The organism is Paenibacillus sp. Y916, assembly GCF_056786435.1.
This window is the reverse complement of record NZ_JBXCJA010000014.1, coordinates 11,710-30,728: the sequence shown is the minus strand read 5'-3', so window position 1 is coordinate 30,728 and position 19,019 is coordinate 11,710. Positions and strand designations below refer to the sequence as shown.

The 19,019-nt window shown below is 40.8% G+C and carries 17 protein-coding genes; 6 read left to right on the top strand and 11 right to left on the bottom strand.

Going from position 1 to position 19,019, the window contains the following annotated elements; translation table 11 throughout:
- Positions 1-3: 3 nt before the first annotated feature.
- The 4 genes from AC1TO9_RS21315 to AC1TO9_RS21300 all read right to left on the bottom strand — a co-directional run bounded on the left by AC1TO9_RS21315 (position 4) and on the right by AC1TO9_RS21300 (position 3,457).
- Positions 4-489 carry a hypothetical protein gene (locus AC1TO9_RS21315; protein ID WP_482060462.1) on the bottom strand — a complete coding sequence of 162 codons (486 nt, stop codon included), beginning with the start codon at positions 487-489 and terminating at the stop codon, positions 4-6.
- Positions 490-538: 49 nt separating this feature from the next.
- A complete protein-coding gene (locus AC1TO9_RS21310) occupies positions 539-997 on the bottom strand; it encodes a cupin domain-containing protein (RefSeq protein WP_482060461.1) in 459 nt (152 codons plus the stop codon).
- A gap of 80 nt (positions 998-1,077) precedes the next feature.
- Positions 1,078-1,689: a DUF2087 domain-containing protein gene (locus tag AC1TO9_RS21305; protein WP_482054427.1), complete on the bottom strand. Its 612-nt coding sequence runs from the start codon at positions 1,687-1,689 to the stop codon at positions 1,078-1,080.
- Positions 1,690-2,227: 538 nt separating this feature from the next.
- A complete protein-coding gene (locus AC1TO9_RS21300) occupies positions 2,228-3,457 on the bottom strand; it encodes a purple acid phosphatase family protein (RefSeq protein WP_482054428.1) in 1,230 nt (409 codons plus the stop codon).
- A 233-nt stretch (positions 3,458-3,690) separates the two neighbouring features.
- On the opposite strand from AC1TO9_RS21300, the gene AC1TO9_RS21295 reads away from it, so the two are divergent.
- From AC1TO9_RS21295 to AC1TO9_RS21285, 3 genes are read left to right on the top strand one after another with little or no spacing between them, the layout of a single operon-like run.
- The gene (locus tag AC1TO9_RS21295) at positions 3,691-4,398 is read left to right on the top strand and encodes a polyphosphate polymerase domain-containing protein (RefSeq protein WP_482054429.1); all 708 of its coding nucleotides are present in this window, start codon (positions 3,691-3,693) and stop codon (positions 4,396-4,398) included.
- Between the two features lie 2 nt (positions 4,399-4,400).
- A complete protein-coding gene (locus tag AC1TO9_RS21290; protein ID WP_482060460.1) occupies positions 4,401-5,123 on the top strand; it encodes a DUF4956 domain-containing protein in 723 nt (240 codons plus the stop codon).
- 21 nt (positions 5,124-5,144) lie between these two features.
- Entirely contained in the window at positions 5,145-6,899 is a 1,755-nt protein-coding gene (locus tag AC1TO9_RS21285) for a CotH kinase family protein (RefSeq protein WP_482060459.1), read from the top strand.
- Positions 6,900-6,999: 100 nt separating this feature from the next.
- Here the strand turns inward: AC1TO9_RS21285 and AC1TO9_RS21280 are convergent, their stop codons facing one another.
- From AC1TO9_RS21280 to AC1TO9_RS21250, 7 genes are all read right to left on the bottom strand, one after another.
- Entirely contained in the window at positions 7,000-7,797 is a 798-nt protein-coding gene (locus AC1TO9_RS21280) for an alpha/beta fold hydrolase (protein WP_482060458.1), read from the bottom strand.
- 2 nt (positions 7,798-7,799) lie between these two features.
- Positions 7,800-8,660 (bottom strand): HAD family hydrolase, encoded by an 861-nt coding sequence (locus tag AC1TO9_RS21275; RefSeq protein ID WP_482060457.1) that lies wholly within the window; start codon positions 8,658-8,660, stop codon positions 7,800-7,802.
- Between the two features lie 299 nt (positions 8,661-8,959).
- A complete protein-coding gene (locus AC1TO9_RS21270; protein WP_482060456.1) occupies positions 8,960-9,715 on the bottom strand; it encodes an amino acid ABC transporter ATP-binding protein in 756 nt (251 codons plus the stop codon).
- A gap of 15 nt (positions 9,716-9,730) precedes the next feature.
- Positions 9,731-10,390: an amino acid ABC transporter permease gene (locus tag AC1TO9_RS21265; RefSeq protein ID WP_482054435.1), complete on the bottom strand. Its 660-nt coding sequence runs from the start codon at positions 10,388-10,390 to the stop codon at positions 9,731-9,733.
- A gap of 75 nt (positions 10,391-10,465) precedes the next feature.
- Positions 10,466-11,233 carry an amino acid ABC transporter substrate-binding protein gene (locus AC1TO9_RS21260; protein WP_482054436.1) on the bottom strand — a complete coding sequence of 256 codons (768 nt, stop codon included), beginning with the start codon at positions 11,231-11,233 and terminating at the stop codon, positions 10,466-10,468.
- 144 nt (positions 11,234-11,377) lie between these two features.
- Complete coding sequence (locus AC1TO9_RS21255; protein WP_482060455.1) at positions 11,378-13,204, bottom strand: ABC transporter ATP-binding protein; 1,827 nt, start codon at positions 13,202-13,204, stop codon at positions 11,378-11,380.
- Complete coding sequence (locus tag AC1TO9_RS21250) at positions 13,185-14,927, bottom strand: ABC transporter ATP-binding protein (protein ID WP_482054438.1); 1,743 nt, start codon at positions 14,925-14,927, stop codon at positions 13,185-13,187. Before AC1TO9_RS21250 ends, AC1TO9_RS21255 begins: the two co-directional genes overlap by 20 nt.
- Before the next feature lie 447 nt (positions 14,928-15,374).
- On the opposite strand from AC1TO9_RS21250, the gene qoxA reads away from it, so the two are divergent.
- The 3 genes from qoxA (at position 15,375) to qoxC (ending at position 19,018) form a co-directional block, all read left to right on the top strand.
- Positions 15,375-16,412 carry a cytochrome aa3 quinol oxidase subunit II gene (gene qoxA / locus AC1TO9_RS21245; protein WP_482054439.1) on the top strand — a complete coding sequence of 346 codons (1,038 nt, stop codon included), beginning with the start codon at positions 15,375-15,377 and terminating at the stop codon, positions 16,410-16,412.
- Between the two features lie 69 nt (positions 16,413-16,481).
- Positions 16,482-18,425 carry a cytochrome aa3 quinol oxidase subunit I gene (gene qoxB, locus AC1TO9_RS21240; RefSeq protein WP_482060454.1) on the top strand — a complete coding sequence of 648 codons (1,944 nt, stop codon included), beginning with the start codon at positions 16,482-16,484 and terminating at the stop codon, positions 18,423-18,425.
- A complete protein-coding gene (gene qoxC, locus AC1TO9_RS21235) occupies positions 18,422-19,018 on the top strand; it encodes a cytochrome aa3 quinol oxidase subunit III (RefSeq protein ID WP_482060453.1) in 597 nt (198 codons plus the stop codon). Before qoxB ends, qoxC begins: the two co-directional genes overlap by 4 nt.
- Position 19,019 lies beyond the last annotated feature (1 nt).

Here is a 19,019-nt window from a genome sequence, read left to right as displayed (position 1 = left end):
TACTTAATTATGTTGATCCCTCTTCTGGATCTCATGTACACCCATAACAATCGCTACCAACTCATAACTATCTAAATCTTTGGACTCATTGAGCAAACGAAAGGCTCCTGTTTGTAACCAACTATTTATTCTAGCAAAAGAAGCTACGAACTCACCATGACTACTCTGAATACTATATTCTTTCGAAAATGCCGGCGACGTGATCTCAAAGACTCCTCGTCTTCCAGCATCATATTCGTATTTCTTCGTAAGGAAACTCATTCGTCTACGAAGCACGCCTAACTCTCCATCTCTTCCATCAGATATGACCCATTTATTTAATAACATACGAAACTTCCCCATACAGACGATCTGTCCGTAGTTATCAAATACTTCTAATGAAGAAGTGAAGGCCGACTTCAAGTCAATCTTGCCTACCACTTCTCCATCATTATTCATTATATCTGAAACACCTGAGCTGAAAAATTTGTCTTTAAAATATAATTCCAATCGTCATCGCTCCCCCGGATATTATCCAATTCCTTAGAGGATGCTCCTCTTACTTCGATGATTCTACGAGTTTGAAATCATCATAATGAAAAGCTGGAGCGACTACACAAGTAACCAATGTTGGCTCATCGCCAAATGTTCTCGTAGTCTGCCATACACCAGCCGGTACTAATGCCTGAGGAACTTGTCCCTTCTCAATATCCATACCAAGAATGATTTTCTCGCCCGCTTCTGGATTGTCACTCTTTCCACCCAATGTCAGTTCGATCGGACTTCCAGAATGATATAACCATAATTCATCCGATAGCACGACATGCCATGCAGATTCTTCACCTGGATGTAGTAGGAAATAAACGGAGCTTGCGGCAGCCCTAGCACCCGAATATTGTGAACCTAATACAGCCTTTGGGATTTCATACGACGCTTTCCAGATTTCCTTGTACCAACCACCTTCAACATGCGGTTCTAGATTCAATAATTGTACCAATGGTGATCGTTGTTTCGTCATTTATAATTCTCTCCATTCCATATGAAATACATGTTCAAAAGATGACTGTTTGAACTTCCTATTATATTCTCTTCATCTTACTACAAGCTGTCCCATCTTGCCCACATCTCTCGCGGATTCAGTTCATAAATCTCATTTTCCCTATACATGAATTGGTGCATAATGAACTCCCGACGAATTGTTGCGAAGTCTTCGTGGAATGGTTTAATGAAGAGATTAATTTCCTTCTCAGTATACTTTCTTCCGCTCTCTAACTGACTCACTAGATGCTCAAGAACGATTAACTTCTTCTTCAATTGAGCAGGTATCTGTTTTATTTTTCCTTCTGACGTAAAAAAGTTATTTATGACTGATTCTTGTAATTTCTTATGGGAATCTTCCATAGAGTCTATGCCTCCATTATCTTCATTTGTTCTTGTATTTCGGTAGATGACATCGATGATAGCTTTTGAATTACTGTGGATGAAATAATCATCTAAGGAAAAGTAAATCGTGTTCTTATCTCTACGCTCTTTGATCAGACTAGCTTCACGCAACTTATTAGCATGATGGGTTATCGTAGCTGGAGTAACACTAAGCTTCTCAGCTAATACTTGACCATTACATTCACCATCGGCAAGTATGATGAGAAGCTTTATTCTAGTTGGATCTGCAAGTGCTTTATGATAACGTACTAATTTATCAAGTTGCATCGTCTAAATACCTCATTTCATCTAATTTAGTGATAATCTAATTAGATAATAGTTAAATTAGATAATAGTGAAGTAGTTTGTTTTTGTCAAGCTTAAGAAAGGCGCCTTGCGGCGCCCTTGGCGAATGAGTTATTTACATTCCCTTCACAACTATCTCCGCCTATCACCAACAGATGCATAAAGTACACTTAAATTCGGAAATATTCCCCTATCACTACATTTAGTTGCATAAAGGGCATCTAATTACTGGAAAATCATCTTTTCTCACTATTCCCCCTGTTTTAACTGCCCTTTCTGCAACTATTTCACCGTTACCCACTCTTTTCTTCCGAGTAAGTACTATATCTGCAGCTATTCCATCTTAATCTAGCGACTTTCATATATGAAGCATCTTTCCTTATGATGGAGCTTAGCGGGATGCCCCTGTGATAATATCCTTCCAAATTTCCGTTATGACCTGTACCTACTCTACGCAACTCGTTGTACACTGGGGTTTGATAATTCGCAAATAGTAATTCCCGCTAATTCATATACATGCTCAATGTTGTATAACCAACTCGTCCAACTTCTCTCCAACAACATCGTAGGCCTGAAACGTTAGGGTGTCGCCTACGATCTTAACTCCAGCAAACATCTGTTTCCCATTTTGAAAATGAACCTGATGATAGAATTGATCTTCCTTCTTCTCATTGAACTTTTGTCCTGCTGTATTCGGAACGACATACACAGTCCCTTCACGATTGTTTACAACGTTACTGCCATCACCGACGATTGCACCCTCTCGCAAAGGATAAGAACGTGAATATTCGTGATTATGACCTTGTAATACAAGATCCACTTTGTATTTATCAAAGATCGATACCCAATCTTTTACTTTCTCATTGGCATTACCACCGTATGCGCCCCTGTGCATAGCTACAATCTTCCACGGTTTATCCGTACCTGCAAGAACTTGTTCTAACCACTTCGTTTGCTTTTTAATATTTGATTCCGTATTTAAGACGATAATATGTGCTGAACCGTAATCAAACGAGTAAGTTGTTCCCTCAATTGAGTTCTTCGCTCCGTTATCCGGTAAGTTGAAATGGGCCGTATACCGATCTGCCATATCATCTATCTCTTCATGATTCCCAGTGACAGGCATGAATGGCACTTGCGTTAACCACTCGGTAGCTTTATCAAAAAAATGATCCCATGCAATCTCATCCTCAGGATCTTCCGTTAAATCACCATTATGAACGATAAATCTCGCATTCGGGAATATCTCAAATGCTTTATCTAATGTCTTGCCCCAGTGTTCAAAGTCCGCTTCTGTTACACCTTGAGAGTCTGCAACATTGATAAAAGTGAACTCGTTCAGATCTTTCTCTTCCGTTGTAAAGTTTGCGGGTTCACTCCACTCTTTGTCCTTCCCGCTTCCTACACGATAGGTATATGTTGTCCCTGGATCAAGATCAGTTGCCTCAGCTTTGTGAACACCTTGATTTCCATGAATCCCTGTATCCATAGTTGTTGTAGTTCCTGAAATTTCAATGACATGATTACCATCAAAACTTCCTTCAGTACCCTCAATCAACTGTAGCACCGAATCCATATCTGATTTTATTGTATACCATGTGAATGCACGGCTTGTATGCGCATCATCCTTCATCGTCATCACCAACGACTTCGGTTTCACAGTTTGTTCCTCTTTCACCCATTCTAGACCTATGACAATGGCTATGATCACCAGAACGATCAAGCCTAACCACACAATTTCCTTTTGCATCCTCACTACGCACCTCCGATGTACTTCATCTTCACGACGGCCCCGTCATTCGCTTATTACGATACGATACCGTTCTAACACACACAAAGTCAATTATTACAGCTCTTTCTAATCAAGTTATGTAAACTCTACGTGAAATGTTCAGTTAACATTCAGTTTACACTCAGAGAAAAATCAGATTAGGACGCTACAATGATTTCAATGGCAACGAAGAAAAGAGGTGTGATTAAAATATGAATCTCAAATATCGAAATGAACTAAAATTTTTCATTAATCAGCATCAGTATCACCTTATCCGTCAAAGATTAAAGAACCTAGTAGAGCAAGATGATCATGTTGGACCCAATGGCGAGTATGCGATTCGAAGTTTATACTTCGATGATATTAATAACAAAGCGCTACATGAAAAATTAGGGGGAGTTCGAGACCGCTTCAAGTATCGGATTCGGATTTACAATAATAGTGATCAAGTCATTCATTTCGAGAAAAAAATCAAATTCAGAGATTATATAGCTAAAATCAAAGAACCACTCACTAGAAAATTGGCTGACGAACTAATATCTGGTCAATATGAAGTGTTAAGTCAGTCAGACAAGCCTTTACTTATTGAACTGCATAATGAAATGAAGAACCATTTGCTACGACCTAAAGTTATTGTTGACTATGTGCGTGAACCCTTTGTATGTGTGAATGGGAATGTTCGGATTACTTTTGATAAAGAACTTAGGACCGGCCTTCATTCCGTTAATATGTTCGACGCAAACCTGCATTGCATAAGTGCGATTGACGATAATCTGATTATTCTAGAAGTGAAATACGATGAGTATATTCCTGATTATATCAGAATCGCTTTACAGCTTGAGGGATTAACTAGACAATCTGCTTCAAAATACGTCATGTGTCGTAAATTTCTAAAAACGAACTCTTGGGAGGATTATTAATAATGAGTGCTACAACAACTACAACGGCTGCGGCAACGACAGACTCCACTACAAATTTTTCAGATATACTTAAGAAATCGGTGACAGATAACTTTGTATCTGACATCAGCATCTCCAAAATTTTGATCACGATGGCAGTTTCATTTCTAATAGGTTTCTTCATATATCTTCTTTACAAGCGAGTATTCAGTGGTGTTCTATATTCCAAAAGTTTTAACGTATCCCTCATCGGGATGAGCTTGGTAACTTCTATGATCATTATTGCAATTAATTCTAACTTAGTACTATCTCTAGGTATGGTCGGAGCACTCTCCATAGTTCGCTTTAGAACACCTATCAAAGACCCTACCGATCTAATCTTCCTTTTTTGGGCTGCCTCTGTCGGTATCGTATGCGGTGCTGGATTCTTCACTCTCGCAGCTATTGGTTCGATTATTATCGGCTTGGTCATGTTCCTATTTATCAAAAGGACATCTATCGAAACCCCATACTTACTCGTAGTAAACTGTGATGGAGACGTAAGTGAACTAGCTGTTCATAAACAACTAAATACAACCGTTAAACGATTTAATGTGAAACAAAAAACAGTAACTCCTGGAAACATAGAAATGACATTAGAACTTCGACTAGATGATAAAGAAGGAAGCTTTGTCAACCAGCTATCGGGAATTATTGGAGTTAAGAATGCCGTACTTATTAGCTATAGCGGCGACTATGTATCATAAAGATGGGATGGTGATAACAAGATGACAGCAAAAATGGTAAAGCTTATTCTATGCATCTGTTCCATCTCCATCATAATAGCCATGGTAGGATGTGAAGCAGCTGTACCTACTGCAAGCATAGAAGATTCCGAAGGTGCAAGTACTACCAAAAACTCAAAGGCAGATGAGGAAAGAGCTACGAAAGTATTCCCAAAAAATGAAGTCATCGATGTTAGGATCACTTTAGATGAAGAAGATTTTCAAAATATGTTAGACAACGCTTCAGCTGAAGAAATGATGACTGCTTCTATTGATTATAACGGGGTGCATTTAGACAATGTTGGCATACGTACGAAAGGAAACCTTAGTTTGCGAAGTGTTGTCAGTATGACGGATTCGGATCGATATAGCTTTAAGCTATCTTTTGACGAATACTTATCGAGCCAAACCCTCTTCGGGATCAGTAAAATAAACTTGAACAATAACTACAGCGACGCGAGTTATATGCGAGAATACCTGACTTATGAGCTAGCAGAAGAAATGGGACTTCCGACACCCGGATATTCATTTGTGAATATTTATGTGAACGATGAACTATGGGGGTTCTATTTAGCCGTACAGCAAGTAGATGAGCAATATCTTAAATCGAACTTTGGGAACTCGTATGGAGCATTGTATAAAGGTGAGATGACTGGCACCGGGAGCGACCTTCTCTGGATTGACGATAAAATAGAATCCTATACTGGACTCGCTCTGAAATCTGAATCATCCAACAAAGACATTCTTATTGATATGTTGGACGAGCTGAACAACGGTACAAATTATGAGAAGGTTCTGAACGTTGATGATGCTTTAGGATATATAGCTCTTAATGTACTAACTAATAATACAGATAGCTATATAGGTGGTCTTAAACAAAATTATTATTTGTATGAAAATAAAGGTGTTTTCTCCATTCTGCCTTGGGACTATAATATGGCATTTGCAGGATTAGGTAGCTCAAATCTGCTGATTGACGAACCTACACAAGGAGCCTTAGCTGAACGACCTTTGGTTTCCAAGCTACTTGCTATCGACGAGTACAAGGAAAAGTATCACGAAATGATTCAAACAGCAACTGAAGGTTACTTGTCTACCTCTGCATTCAGTAAACGTGTTGAGGATATCTCCGCAATGATCTCATCCTACGTCGAGCAAGATCCGACTTCCTTCTACACGTACGAAGAGTATCAAAGCGGAGTAACGAAGCTCATATCCATTAATGACACACAAGTGAGCAACATTGACCAACAACTTGCCGGTACCATTGCATCTTCTGGCGATGGATCTGGAAGTGGTGGCGGCATGGGTGGCGGTGGCGGTGGTCGTGATGGTATGGGCGGTGGCGGTCGTGATATGCCCGCTATGGCAGGTAATAACGAACAAGCTGCTCCGACTGAACTTAACGCTCAGTTAGGGCAAGTCGATCCGACCGATAAACAAGCTAATCAAGGAGGGCAAGCTGCAACTGATGGATGGAATACCCAAGGCGACTTCCCTGGTATGGGCGGAGAATTACCCGAAGGTATGGAAGGATTCCCTGGAGGTATGGGTGGTGAATTACCTGAAGGTATGGAAGGATTTCCTGGAGGTATGGGCGGTAACCGCCCCAATGGTATGGGTGGTTTTGGCGGCTTTGGTGAGCAGAACACTCAACCACAAGGTAGTGTGAAAGAAGCCCTTACAGCGGGCATTGCACTGGTCGTTCTTCTCCTTTCAGGTTTGTTCATTACCTTTTACAAACGCAAACGACTTTAAGTTCCAAACATGACGAGTTGTGATCCCTGTCGTACTCGGCTCTACGATCCCTCATATAGAAAGAATAAGCCCATCCAATTCCTTGAGCGAAATGGTGGGCTTATTCCACTTCTTCTTTCTCAATATGAGTCTGGTTGATAGCACCCATTCCTTTATTCATCCAGGACTCCATTATATTATTGAACAGCACAGGATTGGCTAACGAAATTCCGTGCCCAATGTTTGGTATGATCTGTCTTTCACAATATTCATTGCTCTGGCAAATCATAGCGGCAGATTTCAGCATCATTCTTTTCTCTTTAGCTCCAACCAAGACTAAGACCTTTGTCTTGCTACGATTAAATTCTTTTGGTATATGATACGACATATTCTCATCAAGAATTTTAAGGAGCGATTCCATACTCATTAAAGTAGAATCTCGATAATATAATTCAAAATATTCCTCGCCGATATATAATACCTTAGCTTGTAACTTTGAGAATGATCTATTCTTCGTTAATGGCATAGATATCTGAACTAACGGTTTGATGATGAAGCGAGTCATCTTCATCGGTATAACAAGCCCACTAATAATGATAGCCCCATGAATAAGTTCACTACTAATACTCAACATTTCTAGAGCGATTTGTGCACCTAGCGAAAACCCTACAACCGTAATCGGCTGACCGTTATTTCTATCTTCGATCACATCAATTATAGCCTGTGCTGCATCATTGATGGTTGTAAATTCCTTACCTTGACTCTTACCGTGACTAGGCAGGTCAGGAACTAATATATAATAATGTTCTCGATAAAACTCCACCTGCTTTTCCCACATCCAACCACTGACTCCGCCACCATGTAAAAAAATCAGCATCGGGTCATTTTTGTTCCCCATTTCTTGCACATATAGTGTCATCCCTACCCACCATTCGTAAAGATATGATGAATAAGCTCATTGAAATCCACATCACTAAGTTGATCCGCTTTATGAAATACTGGATCGAATTCCATGAAGCTAGTGACTTGGTTCGGCGTGACCACGCAATGCATTCCTGCATCAGCGGCAGCCCGTGCTCCATGCACTGAATCCTCTATTGCGATAGCTTCATCAGGTTTAACCTGAAGACATTCTAATGTCTGCAAATAAAGCTCAGGATTAGGCTTAACATGTGTAACATGATCTGAAGTACGGATACATTCGAAGTAATCTCGAATATTTAATTGATGTAAATATTTCTCTACCCATTCCATTGAAGAACTAGACGCCAACCCGATTCTAAGTCCAGCGTTCTTTGCTGCTTCAAGGTATTCTAATACTCCAGGACGAATCTTTTCTTGTTCCATAAGCTTCGTATACCGAAGCTGAATAGCATTTCGGAATGAGTCGCCATCAATGGAAAGTTTTTTCTCCGTAATCAAATACTCGTACGGATTAAATCCATTTAAATTCGTACCAATACATTGAGAATACAATTCCAGTGACAGATCGACCCCATATTCCTTATATGCCTCTTGAAAAGCTACGTACCATGCCGTTTCTGTATCAATAATGGTACCATCAAAATCAAAAATAATTGCTTTTATCATAGATGAATACATCCTTTCTTGATAAACTTCGAGTAATCTTCCCTGAACATAACATATCTTCGGGACGTCTGCCATCTGCAACTCTTTCTTACTAGTAGCTGCATAAAGTACATCTAAATCCAGCCTAATTCCACTTAAGGCAACTTTAGGTGTAGAAACCACATCTAATTTACTCAAAAAGCCGAATTTCATCCATATCACCATTTTTAACTACTACTTTAACATTTATTCCCTCACCTTTCGCCCTTTCTGCTCAAATAGATACACGTTATGCAACTATTCGGCGAGCCGAGCATACAAACTCCTCAAACTCCTCAAACTCTTCCACTCTCTCTTTCCTTCAACTTTTCACCTCTCTATCTCTTCAACTCTGCCTCTTTTCCGCCCCTCCCTCCCCTATCAACACCCTACTTACTCCAACCCCAATATACGCAAAATAAGACCATCCTTTACGAATGGTCCATCACGTATTCTCGTGACATCTTGATAATCTAACTCTCGATCTCCACTCTATTCAGAAATGACTTCGTTCGCTCTAACTTCGGATTTCCAAATATTTGCTCAGGAGTTCCCATTTCTGCAATCTCACCTTTATCCATGAAGATCACGCGATCCGCTACATCCCGAGCAAAGTTCATCTCATGCGTAACGATGATCATGGTCATATTCTCTTCCGCTAATTGTTTAATCACTCGTAACACCTCACCCGTCAGTTCCGGATCTAAGGCAGAGGTCGGTTCGTCGAACAATAATATCTCAGGATTCATCATCATCGCTCTTGCTATGGCAACCCTTTGCTTTTGTCCCCCTGACAGATTAGCTGGGTATACGCTTGTTTTATCCGCAAGACCAACCTTTTTTAACAATTCAGAGCTTCTCAAGCGAATCTCAGCAAGACTATACTTCTTCAGTGTTTTTGGAGCTAATTCCAAATTCTCTTGGACTGTTAAATGAGGAAACAGGTTAAAACTTTGAAACACCATGCCCATGCCTGATGTTACAGCCTTAATCTTTGCTACACTCGGATACTTCCCATTCTCAACAAGTGCCTCACCTTGTATATGAATGCTACCAGCTGTCACCTCTTCAAGATGAACTAGACTACGTAACATTGTGCTTTTCCCAGAACCAGATGGGCCTATTACAGCAACCACTTCACCAAGATGAACTGAAAAGCTAACCTTTTCTAGAACATCCAAACTTCCAAATGACTTTTTCAAATTCGTTACTTCTATCATACACGTCATATTGTGACATTCCTTTTATTCATATTTATACCGTTTCTCTATCAGCTTGAACAATAGTGTCAAAGCTAATGTCATTAATAAATAGATTACTCCTGCTACAAAAAAGGGCATAATCGAGAAATCCCTATTTACTGCTGTCTTGGCATAATACAACAATTCCGGTACCGCAACCGCATATAGAAGTGCCGTATCTTTCACAAGTGTAATGGACTCGTTGGCTACCGATGGTAGGGCAACTCGGAACATCTGAGGTACAATCACCTTAGTCATCGTCTGCCACTTGCTAAGACCAAGTACTTGTGATGCTTCGTGCTGTCCCTTATCTATCGAGAGAAGACCTCCTCTGAAGATCTCTGCGAAATAAGCCGCATAATTTAGTATAAATGCAAGACAAGCTGCTACTAATCGATCCAATACCAGATATTCACCAATGATTGGCAGTGTAGGAAGCCCGTAACAGAAAAATAACAATTGCAGTAACAGCGGTGTTCCTCTCACGACATAAACGAAACTATTCGCAATCCAAACGACAGGCTTAATCCTGCTTCTGACGATCAATGTGATAATGAATCCTAGCGGTATCGACAGTACGATCGAGAGCATAAATAGAATGAGGGTTGTCTGCGCTCCCTCCAGCATAGGTTTCGTGATACTTATTATATAATCCAAGCTCATTTCTCATTCGTCTCCTAAGTAAAGAAAACCGGAATGAGAATTATCCGGTTTTCTACATGTATTATGGCAACTCTCTTATTTCAATACTTTGTCTGAACCGAACCACTTCACAGAAATTTCTGCCGAAGTTCCATCGGCATTCAGTTCATCTAAGGCAGTTTGTAGATCCTTCAGTAATTGTTCGTTGCCCTTCTTCACACCGATACCATATTGTTCCGGAGCAAGTGATTCATTAAGTAACTTAAACGTACCGACTTGTAAAGCCATATAATATCTAGCTACCACTTCATCAATAACCACTGCATCTATCCGGCCTGTCTTTAGATCGCTAAGTGCCAGAACATTATCTGGAAATTCAGTCACGCTCTTGATGTTATCCTTCACAGCATTTGCATTTAAAGCATCCGATGCTGATGAGAGTGATTGAAGTCCAATATTCTTACCAGATAGGTCATTAAGACTCATAATGTCCGATGTCGCCAGCACAACCGCTACCTGACTATTCTCTAAATATGGCTTCGTGAACAGAACTTTCTCCTTACGTTCATTAGTAATCGTATATCCGTTCCATATCAGATCAATACGACCACTATTAAGCTCAGATTCTTTCGACGACCAATCAATCGGTTGGAATGTAATTTCCTTACCCATCTTCTCAAGCGTTGCCTTTGCGTAATCAATATCGAACCCCGTAAGCTCGTTATTCTCGTCTCTGAAGCCCATCGGTGCAAATTTATCATCAATTCCGACCACCAATGCATTGCTATTCTTCGACCCAGAACATCCAGCCACAATCATGATAACCATCCCTAGTAGGACGGATATTTGTATTATTTTTCTCATGACGCTCCCCCTATACCTATACTATTAGTTAATAACTTCACACAAACGCTTTAGTACACTAACACGTTATCAAAGTATTATAATAGCATAGTAAAGAGAATATTTCGAGAGGGATTCATTAGAAATTTACGATCAATGTGTGACTTAAGCCAAATATAAACTATTGTAAAAACCATCTTTCTTGAGTAACTCTTCATGCGTCCCACGCTCGATAAGGTGTCCATCCTTCAGTACTAGTATCTGATCCGCTTTACGAATGGTGTTTAATCGATGTGCGATAACGAAGCTAGTTCGCCCTTCCATTAATCGTTGTAGCCCTTCTTGTATCTTAATCTCTGTCACTGTATCTATACTGCTGGTTGCCTCATCCAAGATTAGAATCGAAGGATCCGCCAGCATTGCTCTTGCAATGGCAATCAATTGTTTCTGGCCCTGACTAATTCCAGCGCCCCCATGCTTAAGAAGCTTATCATAACCATCACTCATCCGCTCGATAAAGAAGTGTGCATTAGCTAACCTTGCCGCCGCTTCAACCTCCTCATCACTTGCAGTAAGCTTCCCATAACGGATATTATCACGAATCGTCCCTTCGAATAGGAATGAATCCTGTAGCACAAACGCCATATGAGAACGCAAATTCTCACGATGAATTGTCCTAATATCATGTCCGTCTATTGTAATTTCCCCATAATCTATCTCATAGAATCTAGCAAGTAACTGAATGAGCGATGTCTTGCCCGCTCCTGTCGGCCCAACCAATGCAATCATCTCGCCTGGTGAAGCTTCAAAGCTCACGTCTCTCAACGTAGCCATTCCTTCATCATAAGCAAATGATACATTAGAAAAGCTAACGGCACCTTTCACTTCATCTAATAGTATTCCTTTTGCCTCGTCTTGTTCTTCATCTTCCTCGTCAAGTATCTCGAACACGCGCTCTGCCCCAGCAATCGCTGACAGCATTGTGTTCCATTGATTCGCCAAATCATTCAGCGGTCTTGTGAATTGCCTAGCGTACTCAACGAATATGATGATCACACCAATCGATATCTCTCCCCGTATGGCAAGTATTCCACCCACTCCGGCAATCAGTGCAAAACTTAAATTGTTGAGACTATTCATTAGTTTCGGAATAAATCCTGATATCGTCTGCGCCCAGAATCCCGATTGTCTGATCTTCTCATTATGTTGACTCATTTGAATCATAACCCTTTGTTCCTGGGAGAAGGCTTTAATAATACGTTGACCAGAAAGCGTCTCCTCAACATATCCATTCAATTCCCCTAAATTCCGTTGTTGTTCCTTGAATAATGGGCCTGTTCGCCGTGTAATAGCACGCATCCCGAGTGCCATTAATGGTACGACCAAGAATGTCAGCAATGTCAACAATGGGCTTAGGTATAACATAACAATAATCGTTCCTACTAATGTCAGTATACTTGAGAAGATTTGAATGACTGAACTATTCAGTGTGGAGCTGACATTATCGATATCATTGGTAAATCGACTCATCAATTCTCCATGTTGCCGCTTACTAAAGAACGGTATTGATAGACGGTGTAAATGACGAAAAAGATCTAGTCTCATCCGATATACCGTTTCTTGTGCAATACGTATCATCCAAATATTCTGAAGCCAGAGCGTGAGCGAATGTAGCAGATAAATGATACCCAGAGCGACAAGGAAGTACAACCAAGCCGTATCCGCAGGTCGTTCAATGAATGTGTCAATAGCGGTTCCGATCATAAACGGTCCTAGTAACGCCAAGCCAGAACTGAGAAATACCATAGCTAGTACGAGTACAAGTCTACCTTTACGTTGCGACAAGTAGGTCCATAATCTTTTAAATGTCCCCGACAAGTCCTTTGCTTTCGGTTTGATACGCTTTCCAGAATCGGAGGCTCCAGACCCTTTGGGCTTGGGATTCGCCAGTGGTCTAGCATAACGGAATGGTTCACTTAACTCCTTCCACATGACGTACACCTCCTTTTTCGTTTTGTGATTCATAGATATCCTGATAAAGAATACAATCTGCGAGTAATTGTTCGTGGGTTCCCTGCGCAATTAATTGCCCGTTGTCTAACAACAGAATACAATCGGCCTGATGTGTTGAGCTAATCTTCTGTGTAATTAGAAATGTCGTACATGACACGTCCTTAAGGGCTCCAAGTAGAGCAGCTTCTGTTCGTACATCGAGCGCGCTAGTACTATCATCCAACAACAATATCTTTGGTTTACGTACCAAGGATCGCGCAATCGTCAACCGCTGTTTCTGTCCGCCTGAGAGATTGATCCCCTTTTGTCCAAGCATCGTGTCGTATCCTAACGGAAATTTAATAATACTATTATGTATCTGGGCTAGCTTCGCAGCTTCCACTATTTCTTCTTTTGTTGCGTTTGGCTTACCCCAGGCAATATTATCATGTATCGTACCCGAGAAGAGCATGATGTCTTGCGGCACATAACCAATAGCATCCCTTAAATGTTCGATTTCAAGCGAATGTATATCCTTCCCGTCGATCATAATTACCCCTTCATCCCGCTCATATAGCCTAAGAATAAGGCCTACTAATGAGGACTTTCCAGAGCCCGTCATCCCCATGATTGCAATGGTAGTTCCTGCATTTACCTTGAATGATATGTCTTGAAGTACAGGTGACTTCGTTCCAGGATACCGAAATGTTACAGATTTAAATACCACACTTCCTTGGATACCACGCTTAGTGTTCTTACCATTATTTTCTTCTACAAGATCGCTCTTCGTTTCAAGCACTTCAGCAATCCGCCCCGCCGAGGCTTTCGCTCTTGAGAAATTAACGACAATCATAGAAAAGACAGATAAAGCACCCGCTGTCCGCATCGAATAATTGACGATAGCAACGACTTCTCCAATCGTAGCATTCCCCGTGTAGATCTCAATCTGTCCGAACCATAGTACAGCTAGAATGACAGCATTCATAATCAATAAAATAGTGGGCATCGTTAGTTCCGTCAGACGCAAGACCGAAATAGTACGTTCCATCAATTCCTTGCTTGTCCGTGCAAAGCGTTCCGATTCATACCTCATACGTCCAAATACCCTAATTAATCTCATACCGATCAAATTTTCCTGAATGACACGATTCACATCGTCAAGTTTAACTTGAACCGTTTGAAATAAAGTTCCAGCTTTCTTTAACATCCACAATAAGAAAATAAGTAGGAAAGGAACAGTAAGCGTTAACAATATTGCCAACTTCGCGTACACAATAAATGCCATTACTACGCTACCAATCACAAGCAATGGTGCTCGCATCATAATTCGGAGTCCCATGAATACAGTGTTCTGAAGCTGTGTAACATCATTGGTCAAGCGAGTGATTAATGACGATGAAGCAAAACGATCAAACACTGACAAACTAAATGATTGTACTGTTGCATACAACTTGTCCCTCAGATCATAAGCAAATCCTTGGCTCGTATGGGCAGCAAAGAAAGAGCTTAATATGCCTGAACCTAGAGCAACAAGAGCGAATCCTGCCAAGACCCCTCCCCACATCAAAACTACGGAGAGATCCCCTTTTCTGATTCCATCATCAATCATTTTAGAAATAATAAAAGGTTGCATGAGTTCAACCGAGAGCTCAATTAACATCATCAATAAGGCAGCGGATGCGGATATTCGATATTTTTTCAAAAAAGACATACATATGAGCATATTTGCACCTCCACTTGTCGTACCTTACACCAATATAAGGCCCATCTGAAATCATTAATAGATATTGGTTTATTATAACAAAGTTTTTACCTGTCTGTTTGGGAACTCTACTCAATAAAAGTAATCGCTTAGAGATCAATAAACACTCTTTTGGTAATAAAGTACATTTTCCAGCATTTAAATTGTGACAATCCGAGTAACTTTGCTAACTAATGAACATTCTATGAACTCGCCAAGAATCGCGCCGTTATAGTGATTAAAGTCATATCATTCACTAGCTGTAACATTTTGATCACACTTTGTTAGATAGTTAGACATATTTGGTCAATAATTTACCAATTAAAGTAGTTTATGTCTTTTGCTTTGTGCAGTTAGTATTCTTACAATAGTGTTTAGCGAGTTAATCTGCAATTAATGAATAGTAGTTTATAAAGGAAGGAGTTCATCATGAAAAAAAGAGGATCATTATTTATTCTGTTCATGAGCCTTGTCTTGCTCATGTCTGGATGTAGCTCTGTAGCCGTCTTGGATCCCAAGGGTCCGGCTGCCAGAACCTTATCCAGCACCATTATTTTCTCTATTGCCATGATGCTTGGTGTATTACTTGTTGTATATGTTCTATTCGTCGTTATCTTGACGAAATATAGAGCAAAGAACTCGAAAGACGACTACATTCCTCCACATGAGGAAGGGAATATATGGCTTGAAGTTATTTGGATCACTATTCCCATTATTATTGTAGGTGTTCTCTCCGTAGTCACATTGCAATCAACAAGCGCGGTGGAGAAAGTCCCCGTCGGTTATGAGGATCAAGAACCTTTGGTTATCTATGCATCTTCATCCAACTGGAAATGGCATTTCAGTTACCCTGAGGAAGGAATTGAAACTGTAAATTATTTGAATATCCCTACACATCGTGCTATTGAATTAAGATTGTACACATTCGGACCTATTACCAGCTTCTGGGTACCTCAGTTGGCTGGACAGAAATATGCGATGAGCGACATGATCAATACGTTGAATTTAGTCGCTGATGTACCAGGATCTTATTTAGGTAGAAATACGAACTTCAGTGGTGAAGGTTCTGCACATATGGAATTTGAGACACTTGCCATGCCTCCAGCAGATTATCTGGAATGGGTGGATGAAGTAAAAGCAACTGCTCCTACATTAGATGAAACTGAATTTAAGGGCTTATTGTCTACATCGTATTTGGGACGTAAAACGTATTCCAATACACACTTAACCTTTAGTCCACCTCCAGGTAGCCATGCGGATCATATGAACCATGCCGATATGGAGAATGGAAATACAGATCATCAAGAGAACAAGCATGTGCATCCAGACCCTGCTTCTAGTCCTGAAGAAACCGAGTTTGATGCTGTTCCTAATATAGATCCAGATGAACCGTTACCTAAATCTCCAGCTGAAGATAGCAACCAAGATATCGAACACACAGATCATACAGGTCACGAAGGGCATTAAGGCAGTCTACCATGACTCCTTAGCCAAATTTAATGTTTATTTATATCAACCGAAAGGAGTCAAATCCTAATGAAATGGGACGAATTTTTCGTTACCGGTGACCCGTTAATTTACGGTGCAATGGCCAGTATTGTTCTTGCTACAATTGCAATCATCATCGGTCTGACCTACTTTAAGAAATGGGGTTATCTGTGGCGTGAATGGCTAACCACTGTAGACCACAAGAAAATCGGGGTTATGTACATTCTCTCCGCACTGATCATGTTGTTCCGTGGTGGAGTCGATGCTATCATGATGCGGCTACAGACTGCCGCTCCAGAGATGAAATTTCTGGATTCACAACATTATAATGAGGTCTTTACAACTCATGGTTTGATTATGATTCTATTTATGGCTATGCCATTTGTTATTGGAATTATGAACGTCGTTGTACCACTCCAGATCGGTGCAAGAGACGTAGCATTCCCGCGATTGAATGCCATTAGCTTCTGGCTATTCTTCGCAGGAGCCATGCTATTGAATCTTTCGTTTGTTATCGGAGGATCACCTGATGCAGGTTGGACAGCTTACTTCCCATTGGCAAGTATAGAATTCAGCCCTACGGTAGGTAATAACTATTACTCTCTCGCACTTCAGATCTCTGGTATTGGTACATTATTAACAGGGATTAACTTTATTGTGACTATTCTCAAAATGCGTGCACCTGGCATGAAGCTTATGCGGATGCCAATGTTCACATGGTCTTCCCTAATCACGAGTGTAATCATTACATTCGCTTTCCCAGTACTCACTGTTGCACTTGCTCTGATGATGTTCGACCGACTTTTCGGATCACAATTCTTCACCATGGCTAATGGTGGAATGGACATGTTATGGGCTAACCTATTCTGGGTATGGGGTCACCCTGAAGTATACATTGTTGTTCTTCCTGCTTTCGGGATATACAGTGAAATTATCTCGACGTTCTCGAAGAAGAACTTATACGGCTATACATCTATGGTCGTGAGTATGGTCGTCATCTCACTCTTGTCCTTCCTAGTATGGGCGCACCACTTCTATACAATGGGTCAAGGTGCTATGATTAACGGTTTCTTCTCCATCACCACGATGGCGATTGCCGTTCCTACGGGAGTCAAGATCTTTAACTGGCTCTTCACGATGCGTAAAGGTAAAATCAGCTTCACGACTCCGATGCTGTATTCACTAGCCTTTATACCAATCTTTACAATCGGTGGAGTTACCGGTGTCATGTTAGCTATGGCCAGTGCCGATTATCAGTACCATAACACCATGTTCTTAGTAGCACATTTTCACTACGTTCTAATTCCTGGTACAGTCTTTGCCGTTATTGCGGGCTTCCATTATTGGTTCCCTAAAGTATTCGGCTTCAAGATGAATGATCGTCTAGGGAAACATGCATTCTGGTGGATTGCCGTTTCCTTCAACGTCACATTCTTCCCACTATTCTTCCTAGGACTAAAAGGAATGACGCGTCGGACGTATACGTATTCGGCAGAATCAGGCTTCGGAGCACTCAATATGCTATCATTCGTTGGTGCTTTGGGTCTTGCTATCGGGTTCGCCATTCTTGTATACAATATTTATTATAGTATCCGTTACAGCCCTCGCGAAACGAATGGAGATCCATGGGATGCGCGTACGCTGGAATGGGCAACAAGTAGCCCAATTCCTGCATACAACTTCGCCATTACTCCAAATGTTAAAACAAGAGATGCGTTATGGGCTGCTAAACACAATAACTTACCGATCTTTGATGAAGAAATTAAGCCGATTCATTTACCAAGCAATACTGGAAAACCTGTTATTCTTGGTGCTGTCTTCTTCATATTCGGATTCGCACTCGTATTCAGTTGGTGGATTCCAGCTATCGTCTCGGGGATTGGAATTCTAATCGTTCTAGCCTCCATGTCTTTCGATAGGGATGATGGATTTACCGTATCCGTCCAAGAAATTATGGAAACAGAAAAGAAATTGCGGGGTGAAACGCTATGAAAATAGATGCCACAGAACCGCTTGAGTACGGGTCAGAAGAAAACAGCAATAAAATCTTCGGATTTTGGATCTTTCTAGGAGCAGAAATTGCGCTGTTCTCCACCCTTTTCACCGTCTATTTCGTCTTGGTGAATCGTTATGCTAGTGGACCAAGTGGAGCTGAAATATTCGAGCTACCAGGCGTTCTGATCGAAACATTCTTGCTACTCACAAGTAGCTTTACCGTTGGACTTGCGATTCATAGTATGCGACTTGGTTTAAAGAAACCGATGATGGTCTTTATGGGTCTTACCCTACTGATGGGACTAGCCTTCTTGGGGATTGAAATTGCGGAGTTCTTCACCTATGTGCATGAAGGAGCTACTTTATCAACTAGTGCCTTCGTATCCAGTCTATTCGTGTTATTAGGAACCCACGGAGCCCACGTTGGCTTTGGTCTACTATGGGGAATAGCCATCTTAATTCAAGTGAAGAGACAAGGCCTCACATTGGCTACGACGAACAAGTCATTTATATTCTCTCTTTACTGGCATTTCCTAGACGTAGTGTGGATCTTTATCTTTAGTTTCGTTTACCTGAAAGGACTGATGTGAC